Below are 18443 nucleotides of genomic sequence, written 5' to 3' on the forward strand. Positions count from 1 at the left end.
ATACAATTTTTAATTAGTATAAATATTTACCTCCAAAGATTAACCTAAAAAAGCAAATCTTACTTCCCAAAGGGTAAAAATTTAACTGCAAAAAATAAAACTTTAAATCTGATTTTTCGGGAAAGCAAAACTTTAACCTAAAAGAATTAAGGGGAAAATCCAAAATAAGAATCAAAAATCTATCAACTTGCTTTATCCGGCTTAGCGCTATCATCTACAAACTTCGTAAACCTGGATAAAAAGTCTACATGTACGGTACTACCTTATAATTTATATTTCTGCAATATTGTGATAAGCTTTTATTGCATTGTTCAATAAAGGAAGAAATAATGAAAAAAGAAAACATGGTTAAATTATTTTTTATAATTTATTATTTACAATAGCTTGTCAGCCATATGTAATATATAAAAAAATAAATCTATTAAAGAAGACCTAAGGCCTGCAAGTGATGCTATAGAGCTAGAAGAAAAATTTTCAAATTTGCAAAAAGTTTTCAAGAAAAATCAACAGCCAAAATGAGCGCTTTAAAAGCAGCTAGAAAAGCCATCCAAGAGCTTATTGTGAGCGATAAAATGAACAAAAAAAAGACAAGGTCAAAAGCAGCATTAGTTGGGGCAAAAATCAACCTTATTGAACTCCATGCCCCCACATAACAGAACTATCTGAAGATGTCGCCGCAACAACACATAAACGACATAATAAAGTACCTTGAAGAAGATTATAGTGAAGAAAAACAAATATTTGGCATAAAACTCAAGCCGCTATTTTACTAGACAATCTTTAAATAAATTATCGATGTTAAAAACATATATCCCAAATATTCCTAACACTATATCTTTAGATATCCTCAAATAAACTGCTCGATATAACAAGAATCAAAAAGCTAGCAACTCATTTTAGCACATTGCCTTTCTTTATATCTACAAATTTAGTAAACCTAGACATAAAGCCCATAGTTACAGTACCAGTAGGTCCATTTCTATTTTTAGCAACCATTACTTTTACTTTAACTAAAGTATTAACTAAAGTACTATTATTCTCTTTATATTCTTCATTTTCTTGATGTAAAAAAATTACAGTGTCTGAATCCCGCTCTAACCCCCCGACTCCCTCAAGGTTGCCAAACTGGGCTCTCTAACTTCTACACTTCTTTTCTTGAGGGGCCCCGCCAACTTGAGATAGAACTATCAAGCTCTAGAGCAAGTACATGGTATAGTACGACTCAAAAATGAAACTTGCTCAAAACGAGAAATATAATTTTGCTGCATGGCAATTAAGCTAATATAGTCAATAAAAATACTCTGCACATTATAATTTCTTTTCATTTGCCTAGCTTGAGCTTTTAATTCGTATATTTGAATACCTTGAGTACATCTCAATATAAAAAGGCAAATTATAAAGCTTAAAAAATGTTTAATTGTAGACAATAAGCTCATTTTTGATCATTAAGAAACTATTAAGTTTATGATATTCAATACTGGCATTAGGCGATATAAACCTTTTAATAATAGACTTACTTAACATTTCAAGTGTAAAAATCCAACGCTCCGATTTTTTGTTTGAGACATAGATTGTTTGCTATATTGAGCACAAAAGAAGTTTTACCAACGCCCGATCTTGCTCCAATTATCACAAAATCTGATTTACTAAAACCTTGTATAATTTCGTCAAGACTTTTAAATCCGCTTACTACAAAATTACTTTTTGTAAAATTTTTATTTTGAAAATCATGATTAATTTCTTTTAAGATATCACTTATACACATTAAATTTCTATTTTTGTAAGTTAGTTCAATTGAATTTACTTTATTTTACACATTATCAAAAAGCACTCTTAAATCTACTGATTTATCTATAGCGTCTACAATTATAGTACTAGCAACTCTAGGGGCTGAGCACCTTATGCTGTATTCTCTTATGTTAATATGTTTTTTTATAGAGCCGACTGTAGTATATTTTAATATTGCCTGAATATATTCATTTATATCAAAAGCTCCTAAAACTTTACTAAAGTTTCTATCTTTTACAAGCTCTCAAGCACTATAATAGAGTCGATACTTCTTTTGCATGTAAATTGCCCATACAAGAAAAAATTTTTCTTATTTAAATCAAAATCAAAATCATCGGGTTTTAGATAAGGCAAAATTTCTTCAATTTTAACAGCGTTATTCAATTCACTACCAATTACAACACTTTCAGAATTCTTATTAAAAAGGCTATATTTTCAATAATATCTTTAATACCAAAGTTATTTTTCATTTTCAGCATATTCCTTTATCTTTGACATTGGTAGTTCTATTAAAATATTTCTTAACGTGATACTTCCCTCAGCTTTATAAAATATACCGCTTACAAAACAACCTTTTTGCTCTCCAAACATAACATATGGTTTATCTATTTTGGTATTATTTTTGAAATAGAGTTTTTTCAATTTTTTTATATATAAGTGTAGAATTTATGGATGAGAATTTGATGAATTAGAGTGTGAAAAAACAAGATTGTCAATTTCTTTTTTGAAGATAAAAATTATTCTTTTGTCTTAAGCGTATTCTTTAATCTCATTTTTGATGAAGTTTCTTATAATTACTATTCTATTTTGCCAAATACTGGTATTTATTTTGTAAAATGAAAAGCCCCCCATTATATTTGCCCAAACTTTATATCTTTTTATATTATTCTTTATATTGTTCTTTTAGTAACCGACCTATTGTTATCTTTTAATAGCATTAAATTTACACTAGCTAATATAACTCTAAGTTGATATGTTTTTAGGTTTTTTGATTTTACATATTCGTTGTATTTTATTCGTAAAAACCATGATACTTTCAACAATCTTTGGTATTCTATTTCTTTTTAGTAATATGAGAACTAAGTCTACGATTAGAAATTTCTTTTAGATCGAAATTATTTTTTTCTACATTCTTTTATAGAATTTCTAGATGAGCATTAAAAAAAATATATTTTTTTGATTCTTGATACTTTTAGTATCATCTAATATTCTATTATCAGATTGATTATTTAAAATCAAAATAGGCTTCTTTGTATTTAAAATTTTTTTTAAAATATGGATGCCTTTTTTTTGATCCAAATGTCGAGCTCCCATGGCTTAAACATTCTTAAAAGCGATTTGTGGTCTTAATTTTTAATTTTCTTCAATTTTAAAGAAATTAAATTCAATGTATCTTTTTTCTCCATAAAGTACTTTTGATTTGTCATATAATCTCCACACTTTTCCATTTAAAAGTATACCGTAATGTTTTTGATATTGATTTAGATATCTATATAGCCGATCTTCTGCTTCTTTTGCCTTGTCTTTAGTATCAAAACTAAATGATGGACGCTTAACTTCTACTACAAGTAAGATATCTTCGGCCGGAATAGGATCATTATTTTTTTTAGCTTCTTCTAATTTATTATTAAAATCTGATTTGTCTTTATCATTTTCAAAAAGTAGTATATCTACTCCAGACTCCACCCCTTCTATTTGCCCACCTTTTTGTTGTTCTACTGAATAATTTAGTTTTTCAAATATAAATTTTGGTAAAGACTCTATATTTGCTTCTGTTGAATTATTATCTATTGAAGATAGCTTATTTTTTATAAGAATAAAAAGTCTTTTAGCTTATTAATATTTTCTTTTTTTATAAAATCTTTTGATAAGTTTTTATAAAGAGATGTGTTTGGATCATTTGTTTTTACAATGTCATTATTTTTCATTATTTTATCTTATCATTTATGAAAAAAGTCTTTTCCTTTATTAGAAATGTTCTTATTACTTTGTAACTAATTATGAAAACATATTAATAAGGGACTTATCAATTTCTTAATAATAGAACTCTCAAATAGCCAATTTAATTAATATTCTCCAGAAGTCATACTTAAATCCTATAATGACGATCTTAAAGGATTGGGTTTGGCTGACGCTATACTAACAACAATGGAAAAAATCTTTCTATTTTAGAAAAAAAAGAAAAATTATAAGTAAATTTTATACTAAAGATACAGATTATGGCTTTGTGGTCTTATAAGCTTAATTACCCTATCATACAAGCCTAGTTAAATAATCGGGCTATTTATAAAAAAAATAATCTATGATAGTTCGTACTATGTATTTGAACAGCAAAAAGAAATTAGATTTTAAATCTTTTCACTGAAAATGAATCTTGCAAAGATCTTCATAATCTAAAATTGTATATTAATGAAAACTTAAAACGTCAAGGGACTTACAATAATACCATAAAATAATAAATTTCTCAACTTTATTGAGAAACTAAACAATTATAATATATTATTATAATTGGCTTTTTTAAGCTAAATTTTAATTGCAACAACAATCGTTATATTAAAAATATACCGTTATTTAGAAAGAAACTTAAAAATTTTATAGTAAATTTACCTGAAAAAGACGCTCACAAAAAATGTGGAATAAAAACCAATCCCGGACTTTAGAAATTAGTAAAAGTACAAGAATTTCTAAAAAATACTAATATTGATCCAAGTTATGTTATGGAGATGTCTTATAGACCATTTGATAATAGATTTACTTATTTACCCTAAAAATAAAGGAATCATAATTAGACCTTATTGTGAAATCATGAAACATATTCTAGGAATTCACAAAAATATAGCACTAATAACAACAAGAATATTTAAGACTGATAATTTTTTCATGCTTTCATTACTTTTAAAATATTAGAATCAAATATTATTAGACACGTATATGTTTTCCACGTACACACTTAAAGATGTCATATTGATAATATGACATCTCGTAGATTTCCCGCCTCTGTAACTTTTTTCTCTATTTGATTGCTCAATGTGTCTATATGAGATGTAAGCTTGGTGGTATCTGTTTTTATAGAATTCTTATCACTTTGATAATCTAATAAAAGTTGTTTTGATTCTTCTGAGGCAATTTTTATTAGAGATAATACTTTTTCAAGTGATTGTTTAAGCTTTTCTAAATCTGGAATATCTATTTTATCTAGAGTATCTTTTTTGGGGTATAAGTGATCAATAACTTCGTAAAAAGTATCTCCAAGATAGTACAATTGGTTGAATATATTTGGTATCCTGTTTGCCAGTTCTATAACACTTGAGAATTCTTTTAAGTCCTTAGTATCAATAGTGCTTAAAGTGGCATAAACATTCCTTCTATACTTTTTAGATTTTTCAGAATTGTCAGATATTTCTGAAGTACTAGAGGTCCATTTCATTGCTCTAAAAGCCATTCCATATTGGTCAACAGGTTCTTTTTCCATTATTTTTATATACTTTTCTTTATGTGCATTAGTTGTTTCTATTAAATTGTTTAAATCGTTAAGTAGTTTATTTTTTATTTTTTTAGTTGAATCTTCTTCTTGCTTAGAGTCTGATTCTGTGTCAGGCTTTAATGCCTCTCTAATTGGAAGACCTTCTCCTTTCTTAGAGACCATTTCTGTTTTAGGTTTTAATGCCTTTTTATTAGATGGGCGCTTAATACTTTTTTTGTTAATATCAAAACCTGAAGTGCAAGCTAAAAATAACAAAAAGAATACATTGATAATCAAAAGATATTTCATAAATATTCTCCTTGAACGTCATTCAGTCTTTAGTATAATCTAATATTAAATTAAATTCAATATTATATTTAACATTACTAATTTAATATTGAATTAATCATAATAATATTTTTATTATCAAAAGTTTTATAGAATTTTAAGCTATTTTAAAAATCTATTTTATATATTCTTTATTAATTTTTACCAAATTTGTTTATTTCAATAATAGCATGTTTCATTTATGAATAGATTCTTAATACTTGTTATCCTTAAGATTCGAAAACTTTGAATTTGTAAAAAATTGAAAATATTCAGAGTATTTATAGGGAGCTTTTGAAGTAAAATAAGGTTGCTCATATGGTTATTTTTATCATCTATATTTTTTTGTTGTTCGAGATTAAAAATCATCACAATTCTTTATTTTAATATGCAAATAACTGTTTAAAAATTAATTATAAGTTTTCTTTGTTTTGAATTCTTTTCTTTTATAAAGAAGGATGAAACTAGGGATGCTTCTTTTTTTTTGTTTTTTGTATGTTTTTTATTATTTTCATACTCAATTATTAGTTCAGATAATATTTCCTTTTTGTCTTTATAAATTTTTTCAATAATAAAGTATAATCTTTTAGAATCTTGTTTACAAAAATTATATAGTTCTTTATCTTTTACTAAAATTCTAATAGGAATGCTTTCATCTACATTCTTAGATTCGCTGTAAATATCTTCGTTTAAAAATTTTTTTTCATCTATATCTCTTAATATAGCCTTAAAGCCTACTTTCTTTATTTTATCAATGGATACTTTTCCCTCTAAAACTTTTTGATAAATTTTTAAAATCTATAAGCTTGACTTTTCGCAACTTCAAAAGATTTTATAAAATTATTAAAATTAGCAAAACCATCATATTTATATGATGGTTTTTGTTTAATTTCGTACAATATTTTCATTCTTTGAATCTTATTATTAATATCATCTTTTAAATTGTATTTGAGTTGTTCTTTTAGATTGTTGTAGTTTTCTAATTCTTTGTCTTGATCGTTTTTTAAATTTGTCTCTTCATTATAATTTTCAAAGCGATTACTAAATAATTCTTCTTTATCTTTTTTAGCTTTTATTTCCATTTTAAACTCCCTAATTTGAGTCCCCCGGGGGAATATAACCAAAAAATGTTACAAACTTAGGATATTTTTTAATACATTTTTTGATTCTTTATAATATTTGCTTTTTAAGTCTGGTTCTAAACGATTAATTATAAAAACTTTTATACTATTAAAATAATGAATTTTGCCTTTTATGTAATTACCATATCGTATATATAAAGCATCTTCAACCTCTTTAAGGATATTCCTATTTTTAATAAACTGATTTACAACAATTGAAATATCATATTTTTTTCTGTAATTTTTTGTATTAGTATTTCTAAACTTTCTATTGACCATGTTTCTGGTTGAACTGGAATAACAATATGATCTGTAACATTTAGTGCGTTTTTTAAAATAAAAATAAAACTAAAACTAGGAGGCGTATCAAGCAAAATATAATCAAAATTATGGTTGAAAATATTTTTATCTAAACAAAATTTCAATAGATTTTCCTTGTTTTCCATATTCTCACAGTTAAATTCATCCAGAGATGGATGTGATGGAATTATTGAAATATAGTCGTTAATTTTACTTACACATTGTTCAAAATAAACATTGCCTATTAATAAATTATGGATATTATTTTTATCAAAATTAAAAATGCATTTTCTAAAATACGAAGTTAGGGCATTTTGCGAGTCCATATCAATAAGTAATACTTTTTTACCTAAATCTTTTAATATATAAGAAAAGAGTATTGATAAAGTACTTCTACCTACACTCCCTTTAAGATTTGCTATTGTTATGATATTTGATTTTTTTTCTATCCATTTATATATTACCCCTTCATCTTTTAACTCTTTATTATAAAATTTATATACTGTATTTTCCATTTTTTTTATGTGTTCTAAATTGAAACTATAATATTTGGTTTTCTCTTTTTATTTTTTTTCTTAACAATGTTCTAAGGGATTCAATATAACATCTAATAGATCATTTACTAAATTTAAATTCTAAATAATAAAGTTTTTCTACTACATAAGATTTATTATCTTTTCTTAAAAAAAATGACTTTCCTAATTTGTCCCACCCATATTTTACTCCTAGGAATTTATTATTTTCCTTTAAAGAAAAGAGATTAAATAAATAATATTTCTTTTTATTGTTAAGTTTTTGGAAAGTTAAACTCAATTTGTTGTTTTTATTGGTAATTTTAAATTTTACCAAATGTTTAAAAATTTTTGTATAATATATTTTTTTATTATTTATTTCTTCGATTTTAGAAAAAGCGGTTTTTTCTTTTGATTCTTTATTTGTATTTTCATTATATTTTAGTTTTTTTTATTTATTATTTCTTTTTTTCTTTTTTTTAGTTTTTCTAACAAATTACTCAACTTTAGTTCATTTTTTTTAATATTTTGCTTAGAACATTTTTAGCTATATGCTTGACATGTCCTCTGAAATTATTTGTTTTATTTACTTTCCATTTGGTAGTGTAAATATCTTTAAATTCTCCTGCAAGTAAATAGAAGTCTGTTTTATATGGGACATGTTGTCTCATAAAGTGAATTTTATTCTTGTATTCTTTAAATTTACTCAAAAAGAAAGATAAAATGTCTTCTTTTTTGTAGTTAAATGATAAATAATTAAGGAAATCTTTAAAATTTAAAAGTGTATTTTTATAAGTTTTTTTGGGTTTTTAGTTTGTTTTGCTATTTTTTTTATATCATTGGTGATTTTTTTAGATAATTTTAGTTTCTTTTCCAGGATATTTTTTTTACTTTTGTTTTTACAGATTTTTTTGAAAATAGATTTTGTAGAATTTTTATTATATATATTTTCATTATTATTTAAGGTAAAGTTTGAAAAGTGGAGCCTTGAATTAACTAAAGAATATCTTTAAGATTAAAGGAATATATACAAAAAAGCCCTTTTATTGGATGATATATTAGAATACTTATAGAAAAGAAAAAATTCCTAATCCAAATTGGATTATCACAATTTAATAATTTAAATCAAGATAAATTATTTATTTTTTTTACTTTTTCATATTTAGATATAAATTATAATAAAATATTTTTTTATTTTTATAAAACTATTCTAATACAAATTTTTGATACTACAAAAGATTTTATACTCTGTTCAAAACTTTTGAAACCATCATATTTATAAAGGTCTTTTTCTTTAACTTTATTATTAATAGCATCTTGTAACTTTAATTTTAATTGTTCTTTTAATTCGCTTTAGATTGCTAGATTTTTATCATGATTAGTATTTAAAAATATATTTTTTTATTCTTGACACCCAAGGTATCAAGAATTATTCTATTCTTAATCGAGTTCATTAAAAAGTTTCTTCCTAGCTATTGAATAAAACTAAGATGCCTTTTTGTCAAAAAGCCAAGCTTTAAGTGTAAATATTTTAAAACTAAAAATAGAAATTAATGACTATACGATTAATTTTTCATTTTAATACTAGTAAAATTACTTAGATGCGCTACTATTTCTAAATTAAAGATTATAGAATAAGTAGTTCATTTTTTAGCTAACTCTTTTTGGGTATAATGAAAAAATATTTTATGAATTTTTAATATTAAATTAATGGAGTAATGCCTTATAAATTAATTAAAGCAAAAAGAATTTTATGGAAAAGAGTATAAGTATTTTGAATATATTTTTCTTTATATCATTTTTTTATTCTTGTGTTGTAGGATCAAATTCTTTAAAAAACATCAAAACCGAAGTTTTGGATCTTGAGCTAATTGAAGAGCATAATGAAAAAAATATTAAAGAAAATAATAAAAAAGATATTAAAGAAGATATTAAAAATATTTCTTGTATTAATGAAGAATTTGGGTCAAGCGAAATAAAAGAAGGAGAAGTTTGGGGAGGGCTATTAGCAGGGAGGTATGTTACATGGATAAAACCTAATAATTTAAGAGTTATAAAAGATAAATATAATAATTTAATTGAAGATCTTAAAGGGCTTAAATATTCGTATATTTTTTCGCCCATTCGACTTAAAACTTTATCATGGCTTAGTTATAGTTATTATATTAATGATAATAACTATAAAATATTGGGTAATGAAGTGCCAATAGCTAAAATAATAGCATTTGAGTCAACCAAAGAGTTTGAAGAAAAATATGAGGTTAAAAGCCTAAAGTTAACTTCTGAAGGATCAAATATTGATTTTGAGCGATATAGAACTGGTGTTGCTGCAATTAGCTTAAAAGAGACTTCAAAAGAGTCCGGGTACATTAATTCATATAATTTCGGAGTTTTTAATGATGACCTAACAAATTCTTTTAAACTTCTTTATAAAAAGAGTAAATGCAGCTATATGCTTGCATCTCTTACTATAAAAAATAAACAAACTAATAAAGATGAAACCTATGAAATTGCATTAAATCCACGGCTATTTGCTGATACCATTAAGCTAATATTTGCCAAGTATCCAGATTTATCAAAAGAGAAATTAAAACTCCCTATTGATGAATAATAAACAACCTAGTGACATTTTTAATAAACAAATTTATTTTTTAGAAAATACAGAAGCACTTCAAGAAGCAAAATAAAAGATGATAAAGAAAATAAAATACTGTATAAGTTGAGTTGGTGATATTGAAAATGATTTAGAAAGATTAAAAAGTTATTTAAAAGAAATTAAAGCATATATCACAAAAAGAATTGCAAAATGTCACAAATATATGCCTCTCTATGACTTTATATATGTACTACAAACTCTTTATTTCTAATATCTTTAGTTTTATTAAAAAACACCTATCATAATACATTAATGCATTTTTAAATCTATAAACATTATTTCTTCAATTTTTAAAAGTTTTTTAGCTTCTTTATTACTTTCTTTAAAAATCACTTCACTAAGAATAACTTTTTCACCATTTTATAGGAATGTTTTTAGTATATATATCATTAAATGAATATAAATCTTTTTAAAAGAATAAACCGAGTTTAAATTATTAAACGTGGTTAAGTTTATTTATTCTTAAATAATTCTCATATCCTTTTATTAAAGACGAAATATAGACTTCTCCTTTTTTATTTTTTAGTACCTTAAAGTCATTAAGTAAAACCACAAAATCTTCTTTAGTTAGTGAATAAAGACTGGCTACAATAAAATTGTTCTCATTTTCTTTTTCTTTGAAAAATTCATCTTGAGTATCTAATTTTAGTATTTTACTAACTTCTTCTTTACTAAACTTAAAATGCTCTAAGTAAAGTAAATATTGAAAGTTTTCCGGATCATTTTTAGCTATCAACAAAGAAGTATTTTTTGCAAGATTTAGATATAAAGAATTACTTAAAATTTCTTTTTCTTCGGGCTGAGGCATTGGACATTGATATAAACATGATTTTTGAACATGTATATTAACAAATCTTCTTAACAAAAAATCAAATGCAAGTGAATTAAAAATAGATATAATAAATAATTTTTTATAAATAGATATTGGTGTTTTTTCATAATTTATATACATTGAATTTACGCAATAACAATTTTTAGGAGACAAAGTGCTAATCATGGTTCTTACATCTGTATTTCTTGCAATATCTCTATAGAATACTCTTTCGGTTTGACATTGGTTATCTTTAGTTAATATTTTTTCTAAGTCTTCTTTTTCTATCCATAAAAATTTAGAACTTTCTTTTGCATCTTTATCTTCAAAAAATCTTGAATTAAACTGATGAATATTGGCTCCACAATAAAGAAATATAAAGTTTTCATTATCATATTCTTTTAATAAAGATTTACGATTCTTAATACTCGGGTCTAAGCCTTTTTTAAAATTAATATATTCTTCACTAAAAACACTGAATTGACTAAACATTTTGTTTATTAAGCTAAATTCTTTATTGTTTTTAAATTCTATTATTGACTCTTGAATAGGAGATAGTTTTTTAATTTGATTTATATTTAATTCAATTCCTTTATAAGCATTATCTTTGCCGTCTTTTAAATCCCTAGTTATTTCTTTTAAAATATTATCATTGCTCTGAATCATAAATTTTGCTTTAAAACTTAATGTAGGGATTTTAGCATCACTAAGTTGAAATATCGCAAATTTAAAAAGTGATGCCACGTCTTTAAATCTTTTTTGATTTTGAAACTGATAAATATAGTTAATCTTATACTTACTAAATATATGCTTTCTTAGTGACCTAGAACTAGATTCACTCCAAAGGGCTGAGGGAACTAAATAAGTTAAATTGCCGTTTTTTTTTATTAACTTTAAATTAAATGTAACAAAGTATCTAAAAAGATTCGGGTCACCACCACTAGCAAAGTCTTTAAAATCACTTTTATAAATATTATTAATAGTACTTATACTGTTTTTTTCTTCATTATATTCAATACTTAAAGGATGATTGCTTTTACTAAGCATCTCTTGCTTTATTTTATTTTGTTCTTTTATGCTTAGTTTTCTATAGCTCGGAATATGTTTTGAGAAAAATTCAGATTCATCAAACTTAGTTTTCTCCCATGGAGGATTTCCAATTACAATATCAAATCCTTCCTGAATATCTGGAAACTCAATTCCATAGTGAAAAAATTTATAGTAGCTGCTTAATTTTCTAATTATCTCTATTTTTTCTTTATCTTCACTAGAAGTTTTATTTCTTAAAATATTTTCAATTAAACTAATTACAGTTGCAATATCACTAAATTCTATATTTAAAGATTTGTCAAAAGATAATGAATAAAGTTTAAGTAAAGAAAATATTATTTTTAAATTATCTGTATCTTCATTTTCCTCATATTCTTTGTATATCTTTTTAGATTTTTCTATATCTTCTTTAGTAGTATCATTAATACCTTTAATTTTTTGATAGTTATCTTCTAAGATAGTTGTAATTTTTTCAATTCTTTTTTTAAATAAAGAAAACCCACTTTCAAATTTCTTTTTTGTAATATCAAAAAATTCATCTTTAGTATACCCTAGCAGGGCATTTCCTACTTTTATGTGATGTTCAATAAAGCTTAGTGGTGTTCCAAAAACAAAAGTATTAATCCATAAACTTAGCATGGTAATTTCAACAGAAATAGGATTAATATCAACACCATAAATACATTTCTTTAGTAGCATCCTTTTAAGTACTAATTCTTTACTTATACTATCCTGAACATCATATTCTTCACTTTCTTTAAGAATAGCTCTATATTCTTTATCAAGCTCTTTTTTTACATCTTCAAATTTATCTAGCTCATGCCATACTTTTTCTGTTAAATAATCTAAACAAGAAATTAAAAAATGCCCTGATCCACAAGAATTGTCAATGATTTTTATATCTAAAGGGGACTTGGTTTTAAGCTGTTCTTCAATTGAAGATGCGACCATAAAATCAGTTAAGTCATCTGGGGTATAATATGCTCCACTTTTCTTTCTATCAAGCGATCTTGATGTAAGATAAATATTGCCCTTATAATATGTAGCAACTTTGTTTGCGTTCTTGTTTTTAAACTCTTCTTCAGTACGAATGAGATAAACCCCGTCTTCAACAATACGATGAACAGTAGTATCTGCAATTCTTAGGTCATATTCAAGTAGAGTTTCGTATAATTCTCCAAAACTTTTAGGATCTAGCTTTGAATACTCTACAAATTTTTTATCTTCAATATTTTTTTCTTCAAAGAAAAGTATTTTAACTAGTATTTCTTCAAGTTCACTGATACTTAATAAACTTTCATTATTTAAATATTTAACCTTGTCTTCTGCAAATAATCCTCCATTAAATATAGGAAACTTTATTGCATCGCTTCCTTTATCAAGTAAATTGAAAATTGCTATTATTTTTTTGTATCCTAATTTATTTTTTGAATTTTCATCATAAAAAAAATATCTAAAAGATATAGAAGATCTGTACAGCTTGTTTTCTTCTAATATTTTCTTAAATATTTCGTTATCTTCAATATATGCAATAAAAAATATTCTTAAAATAAAAATAATTGATTCTTCAAGTATGCTAGTTAAAATATGTTGAGTAATTTCTTTGTCTGATACTTTAAATTCTTTGTCATATATATTTTTTGCAATTTTAAATACTATAGAATCGTCGGGCCTCTCATAAAGTATCTCTCGCAGGGTTTTTTGAATTATATCTTTTTCTTTAGCTATTTGTTCTTTTTCAACTTTTATTACATTACTTGTCTTTAGGTATCTTTCTTTTCTTATAAGGTAGATGAATAAAATAAACCATTCTTGTGCTTTGTATTCTTCTTTTTCTTCAATTTTAGAAAAATTAAATTCAATATATCTTTTTTCTCCATAAAGGACTTTAGATTTGTCATATAATCTCCATACCTTTCCATTTGAAAGTATCCCATAATGTTTTTGATATTGATTTAGGTATCTATATAACTGATCTTCTGCTTCTTTTACTTTATCTTTAGTGTCAAAATCAAATGATGGACGCTTAACTTCTACTATAAGCAAGATATCTTCGGCTAGAATAGGCTTATTATTTTTTTTAGATTCTTCTAATTTATTATTAAAATCTACTTTGTCTTTATCATTTTCAAAAAGTAGTATATCTACTCTAGACTCCACCCCTTCTATTTGCCCACCTTTTTGTTGTTCTACTGAATAATTTAGTTCTTCGAATATAAATCTTAGTAAAGACTCTATATTTGCTTCTGTTGAATTATCATCTATTGAAGAAAGTTTATTCTTTATAAGAATAAGAAAGTCTTTTAGTTTATTAATATTCTCTTTTTTTATAAAATCTTTTGATAGTTCTTTATAAAGAGATATATTTGGATCATTTGTTTTTATAATGTTGTTAGTTTTCATTATTTATGCTTACAAAACCAAACCCATTTATGTTATTTAGAAATCTTTTTTAGCTCTCATTAATGCTAACAGTATGTCCTAAGATTAATTTTTAAAAAATTAAAAAACTAATCTTAGGCAAGTCGGCCAAAATTTATTTTAATATTTGTTTAGCTGTAAATACTTTATTTCTAGAATAAGATTGTTCAAACTATTGCTAGCCTTTTCTCCATATTTCTCAGTATAATCAACTTTATATAAGTCCAATTCTATTAAATAATCAAAAATTTGATCTGAATATAACCATCTATAAGATAAGTTATTGCCTTAAGCTTCATGAACATAATTAGAGAGCTATTAACTTATTTTTTTATTGAGGTAACCCATGGCATCAAGAGCATCTAAAAACACTTTTTCTTTAATCCCAATTTTTCTTAAACACCTTCTAATTTGTGGAGCATACGCAAAAAAAGGTTTCTATCCTTTTCATTTTCAAAATCATAATTATCTAGTCTTTTGTTAATTGATTCTTTAGAAACATCTTGTTCAGAATTATACAAGTAGTAGAAATGTAAAAAATATTTATAATAATTTATCAGTACAAAAACAAAACAAATAATAAACATTTTTTTATTCATAATTATCCCCTCCTAAAATTAAAAAATAAATCAAAGCTCTTAATTTACAATTTTTTAGCAAGTAGCAGGGGGGAGAAAACCAATAATCCTAAATATTTACTAAAAATTGAAACTAAAGGAAACTATCAAAAAAACAAAAAGGCTCTATTAATAGAATTAATCTAGATTATAAGTTACTAATCTGTATAAGAAAATTTCAAATCAAAGAAAAGATTTTTTACATACAATTATCTTATTACTTTATAATTGAATATAAAAACACAGTAATAAAAAACTTATCAATTCAAGGTATGCAAAAAGGATGTTTAGAGAAAGTAGTAATGATTTAGAACGAACGATATGAGCTTGTAAAACAATTATTATATAAATCAAAGTGACATGGATCCTCTTTATATAAAATAGATAGACATTCCCCATCAAGTAAACTATGCAACAATTGTGGTATTAAAAATACAACCCTAAATCTTAAGGCTTATCATTATAAAAAAATAAAAACTAAGGTAGGAACTGCCTAAAGTAAAGCTCGTGGATCATGCCCTGGCGGCTGCCCGTTCTTGTAGAATATAAAAAGCTATCATAGGATGAATCAAAAAGCTATTTCTATAATCTTTGATTTAAAAATAAATAGTTCATGGGTTGAAATTAATCAAATATTTTGATTATAATAAAGTTATTAATAATAATACACTGAAAATGGAGATTAAAAATGAAATCAGTTATATCTAACCATAAACATCAAACCTACAAAAACAAACTACTTAGTAAAGTTTGCAGGCTGAAAAAAATTATTTCAGTTATTATTTACTTAAATAAAGAGTTTGAAAAAAAATACAGTACCTCAATTAATAAAGAACACTTCACTTCTGAAAAAGTAAAAGAACTTGGGGTTCATCATCAAGGAGACATACTTCGTGTACTAAACTCAAATATATATAAAGAAAATAAAAAAGAAACCACAATTAATACTCTAAGGCTAGATTTAAGATTTTTAGTTAAGCTAAAAGCATTAGAAAAAAGAATACTAGCATTTTCAAATAACTTTGGAGAATTTAAAGGAAAGCTTTGTATATATAAAGTATCACCTATTGCGCATAAATTGATTGATGAATATTTTAGTAGCACTAAAACAGACTTAATTAAGAAAGTAAAGGAAGAAAAAGATGTTTTAGAGAAAGAAAAAGGAGGTTTTGAACCTCAAAATATCACTGAAAATATCACTGAAAATATCACTGAAAATATCACTGAAAATATCACTGAAAATATCACTGAAAATATCACTGAAAATATCACTGAAAATATCACTGAAAATATCACTGAAAATATCACTGAAAATATCACTGAAAATATCACTGAAAATATCACTGAAAATATCACTGAAAATATCACTGAAAATATCACTGAAAATATCACTGAAAATATCACTGAAAATATCACTGAAAATATCACTGAAAATATCACTGAAAATATCACTGAAAATATCACTGAAAATATCACTGAAAATATCACTGAAAATATCACTGAAAATATCACTGAAAATATCACTGAAAATATCACTGAAAATATCACTGAAAATATCACTGAAAATATCACTGAAAATATCACTGAAAATATCACTGAAAATATCACTGAAAATATCACTGAAAATATCACTGTATATAATAAACGATATATAAATATGTATAATAAGAATTCTATAGAAAACCTTTTCTTTAAAAGAATTAAATCAATAGCTTCTAACACCAAAAAACCAACCTCAACACTAAAAAATACTCTATTAAACTACAAGGATTTTAAAAATTATCTAAAATATGATTATGCAGTTGAAGATATTAAAGAATTTTTCTTATCTAAACTCAATCTTTATAAAGATAAAATCCATTTTATGAGAAAAATCGCACCCTATAAAACTGATTTTTACATCCTTGCAGAAGAATTTAAAAACGTATACACTACCAAATGGAAAAAAAATAAAACAACTAGCTTTTCAGGACATGCTGGCATAATAGCCAATAATATTTTAGCTAACATTTTGACAAAAGGATTAAAATTTGAGTAGATTACTTGAAAAACTAAAACAAAAAAAAGCTTCGATAAAGATTAGCGACATTTCAATTAAGAAAGATACTTTTAGTAAAATAGAAGAAATAAACGGCAAAAAAGTATATTACACAAAAATATTTAAACATCTAGTTGATTTTAGAGTTACTAATAAAGAACAAAGATTTAGGCTTGTCTTTCAAGAATTTAATAATAATAAAGATTATTACTTTTTCAATCTTTTTGCATTAGAAGAAAATGATAAATTTTTAGGAATAAAATACGGATGGGATCGCCTTGAAAAACCTTTCTTTCTTAAAAAAGAAGATGATAAAATTTATGCAATAAAAAAACTATATCACATAGAGTTTAGGTTTAAAAAAGGATCTATTAAGTCTTACATATTGTCTCTAAGAACTTTGTTGAGAAAAAAAGAAAAAGAAACCACCGAGTATTATCAGTTTACGCTAAATCATTTAGAAAAAATGGAAAGCAAAGTATATAAGTTTTACAATAGAAAATTACCAGATGGAGGAATTTTAAAAAGATGGATATTAAAAAATCAAATATTATAACAATGGCTTCAATTAAGGGAGGAGTTGGGAAAAGTGCACTGTCTATACTTTTTTCTTATGTATTAAAAGAATTAGGCAAAAAAGTACTATTAATTGATTTAGATCCACAAAATTCTTTAACTTCATATTTTAATAGATATATTTCAAATATTGAAAAATACAATGCTTACAGCATGCTAAAAGGAGATTTCCATTTTAATGAATGCGTTTGCAAAATTAATGATTATATCTCTATAATTCCCTCTCATCCCATTTTAGGAAAATTTAATTCTGAAGCCATTGATTATAAAGAAATTATTTTAGAACACCATTTAAATGAGAATATTCAAAATTATAATTTTGATTATGTTTTACTAGATACTCCTCCTAGTTTAGATTTTCTCTTAAAGAATGCCTTAAATGTTGCGAATTATATTGTAATTCCAGTTCAGGTGGAAATATGGTCAATAGAAAGTTTTACCATTTTGATTAATGCAGTTAATGATATTACAAAATTTAGAAAGAAAATATACAATATTTCTATTGTAGAGAATCAGTTTATAAAAAATAGAAACACGATAAAAGAAGTGGAGGATTTGCTTTATAAAGAATATAGAGAATATATTAAAGGCAAAGTTCATTTTTCAAATAGCATAAAAGTTCTTATAAATGGAAGATTAGAGCCCTCTAAAAAAGAAATGTATCATAAAGAAATAAAAGATACTTTAAAAAATATTTTTTCTTTATAGTTAACATTTTTGTTAGCCATAATATTACTTATCTAGAGTTGTTCGATATCGGACA

At 24.6% G+C, this 18443-nt stretch carries 11 protein-coding genes and 8 pseudogenes; 6 read left to right on the plus strand and 13 right to left on the minus strand.

Annotated features, from left to right (window positions below; translation table 11 throughout):
- Nucleotides 1-470 precede the first annotated feature (470 nt).
- Nucleotides 471-653 (plus strand): hypothetical protein, encoded by a 183-nt coding sequence (locus QIA27_RS05000; protein ID WP_418906262.1) that lies wholly within the window; start codon nucleotides 471-473, stop codon nucleotides 651-653.
- 238 nt (nucleotides 654-891) lie between these two features.
- Here QIA27_RS05000 and QIA27_RS05005 read toward each other — a convergent pair whose 3' ends face one another.
- The 10 genes and pseudogenes from QIA27_RS05005 to QIA27_RS05050 all read right to left on the minus strand — a co-directional run.
- Nucleotides 892-1074 carry a DnaB-like helicase C-terminal domain-containing protein gene (locus tag QIA27_RS05005; RefSeq protein WP_418906263.1) on the minus strand — a complete coding sequence of 61 codons (183 nt, stop codon included), beginning with the start codon at nucleotides 1072-1074 and terminating at the stop codon, nucleotides 892-894.
- 113 nt (nucleotides 1075-1187) lie between these two features.
- On the minus strand, nucleotides 1188-1436 hold the full coding sequence (locus QIA27_RS05010) for a DnaB-like helicase C-terminal domain-containing protein (protein WP_418906244.1): 249 nt from the start codon (nucleotides 1434-1436) through the stop codon (nucleotides 1188-1190).
- Nucleotides 1437-1525: 89 nt separating this feature from the next.
- The gene (locus tag QIA27_RS05015; protein WP_418906245.1) at nucleotides 1526-1765 is read right to left on the minus strand and encodes a DnaB-like helicase C-terminal domain-containing protein; all 240 of its coding nucleotides are present in this window, start codon (nucleotides 1763-1765) and stop codon (nucleotides 1526-1528) included.
- 1382 nt (nucleotides 1766-3147) lie between these two features.
- Nucleotides 3148-3716 (minus strand): annotated as a pseudogene (locus QIA27_RS05020) (class I SAM-dependent DNA methyltransferase); the annotation flags it as partial.
- Between the two features lie 1031 nt (nucleotides 3717-4747).
- Nucleotides 4748-5560, minus strand: a complete 813-nt coding sequence (locus QIA27_RS05025) for a virulence associated lipoprotein (RefSeq protein WP_418906246.1) — start codon at nucleotides 5558-5560, stop codon at nucleotides 4748-4750.
- A 420-nt stretch (nucleotides 5561-5980) separates the two neighbouring features.
- Nucleotides 5981-6660, minus strand: a pseudogene (locus QIA27_RS05030) (chromosome replication/partitioning protein).
- A 48-nt stretch (nucleotides 6661-6708) separates the two neighbouring features.
- Nucleotides 6709-7448: pseudogene (locus QIA27_RS05035) on the minus strand (ParA family protein).
- Nucleotides 7440-8015: pseudogene (locus tag QIA27_RS05040) on the minus strand (DUF226 domain-containing protein); the annotation flags it as partial. The pseudogenes QIA27_RS05040 and QIA27_RS05035, both read right to left, overlap by 9 nt.
- A gap of 2 nt (nucleotides 8016-8017) precedes the next feature.
- Nucleotides 8018-8475 (minus strand): annotated as a pseudogene (locus QIA27_RS05045) (plasmid maintenance protein); the annotation flags it as partial.
- 257 nt (nucleotides 8476-8732) lie between these two features.
- Nucleotides 8733-8900, minus strand: a pseudogene (locus QIA27_RS05050) (chromosome replication/partitioning protein); the annotation flags it as partial.
- A gap of 364 nt (nucleotides 8901-9264) precedes the next feature.
- Here QIA27_RS05050 and QIA27_RS05055 point away from each other — a divergent pair.
- Nucleotides 9265-10122 carry a S2/P23 family protein gene (locus tag QIA27_RS05055; RefSeq protein WP_418906247.1) on the plus strand — a complete coding sequence of 286 codons (858 nt, stop codon included), beginning with the start codon at nucleotides 9265-9267 and terminating at the stop codon, nucleotides 10120-10122.
- 481 nt (nucleotides 10123-10603) lie between these two features.
- On the opposite strand, the gene QIA27_RS05060 is transcribed toward QIA27_RS05055, so the two are convergent.
- The 3 genes and pseudogenes from QIA27_RS05060 to QIA27_RS05070 form a co-directional block, all read right to left on the minus strand.
- Nucleotides 10604-14431, minus strand: a complete 3828-nt coding sequence (locus QIA27_RS05060; protein WP_418906248.1) for an Eco57I restriction-modification methylase domain-containing protein — start codon at nucleotides 14429-14431, stop codon at nucleotides 10604-10606.
- A 138-nt stretch (nucleotides 14432-14569) separates the two neighbouring features.
- Nucleotides 14570-14821, minus strand: a pseudogene (locus QIA27_RS05065) (hypothetical protein).
- Between the two features lie 23 nt (nucleotides 14822-14844).
- Nucleotides 14845-15048 (minus strand): hypothetical protein, encoded by a 204-nt coding sequence (locus tag QIA27_RS05070; RefSeq protein ID WP_418906249.1) that lies wholly within the window; start codon nucleotides 15046-15048, stop codon nucleotides 14845-14847.
- A gap of 48 nt (nucleotides 15049-15096) precedes the next feature.
- Between QIA27_RS05070 and QIA27_RS05075 the strand changes: the two are divergent.
- The 4 genes and pseudogenes from QIA27_RS05075 to QIA27_RS05090 all read left to right on the plus strand — a co-directional run.
- Nucleotides 15097-15563: pseudogene (locus QIA27_RS05075) on the plus strand (transposase); the annotation flags it as partial.
- 191 nt (nucleotides 15564-15754) lie between these two features.
- Nucleotides 15755-17104: a plasmid maintenance protein gene (locus QIA27_RS05080; RefSeq protein ID WP_418906250.1), complete on the plus strand. Its 1350-nt coding sequence runs from the start codon at nucleotides 15755-15757 to the stop codon at nucleotides 17102-17104.
- Entirely contained in the window at nucleotides 17097-17660 is a 564-nt protein-coding gene (locus QIA27_RS05085) for a DUF226 domain-containing protein (protein WP_418906251.1), read from the plus strand. Before QIA27_RS05080 ends, QIA27_RS05085 begins: the two co-directional genes overlap by 8 nt.
- The gene (locus QIA27_RS05090) at nucleotides 17633-18388 is read left to right on the plus strand and encodes a ParA family protein (RefSeq protein ID WP_418906252.1); all 756 of its coding nucleotides are present in this window, start codon (nucleotides 17633-17635) and stop codon (nucleotides 18386-18388) included. Before QIA27_RS05085 ends, QIA27_RS05090 begins: the two co-directional genes overlap by 28 nt.
- Nucleotides 18389-18443: the final 55 nt, after the last annotated feature.

It is taken from the genome of [Borrelia] tanukii, assembly GCF_030439725.2.
Classification (GTDB): domain Bacteria; phylum Spirochaetota; class Spirochaetia; order Borreliales; family Borreliaceae; genus Borreliella; species Borreliella tanukii.

Coding starts and splice junctions, on each gene's coding strand:
- QIA27_RS05010 (WP_418906244.1), bottom strand. CDS start 1,436: ATGAGCTTATTGTCTACAATTAAACATTTTTTAAGCTTTATAATTTGC.
- QIA27_RS05015 (WP_418906245.1), bottom strand. CDS start 1,765: ATGTGTATAAGTGATATCTTAAAAGAAATTAATCATGATTTTCAAAAT.
- QIA27_RS05025 (WP_418906246.1), bottom strand. CDS start 5,560: ATGAAATATCTTTTGATTATCAATGTATTCTTTTTGTTATTTTTAGCT.
- QIA27_RS05055 (WP_418906247.1), top strand. CDS start 9,265: ATGGAAAAGAGTATAAGTATTTTGAATATATTTTTCTTTATATCATTT.
- QIA27_RS05060 (WP_418906248.1), bottom strand. CDS start 14,431: ATGAAAACTAACAACATTATAAAAACAAATGATCCAAATATATCTCTT.
- QIA27_RS05070 (WP_418906249.1), bottom strand. CDS start 15,048: ATGAATAAAAAAATGTTTATTATTTGTTTTGTTTTTGTACTGATAAAT.
- QIA27_RS05080 (WP_418906250.1), top strand. CDS start 15,755: ATGAAATCAGTTATATCTAACCATAAACATCAAACCTACAAAAACAAA.
- QIA27_RS05090 (WP_418906252.1), top strand. CDS start 17,633: ATGGATATTAAAAAATCAAATATTATAACAATGGCTTCAATTAAGGGA.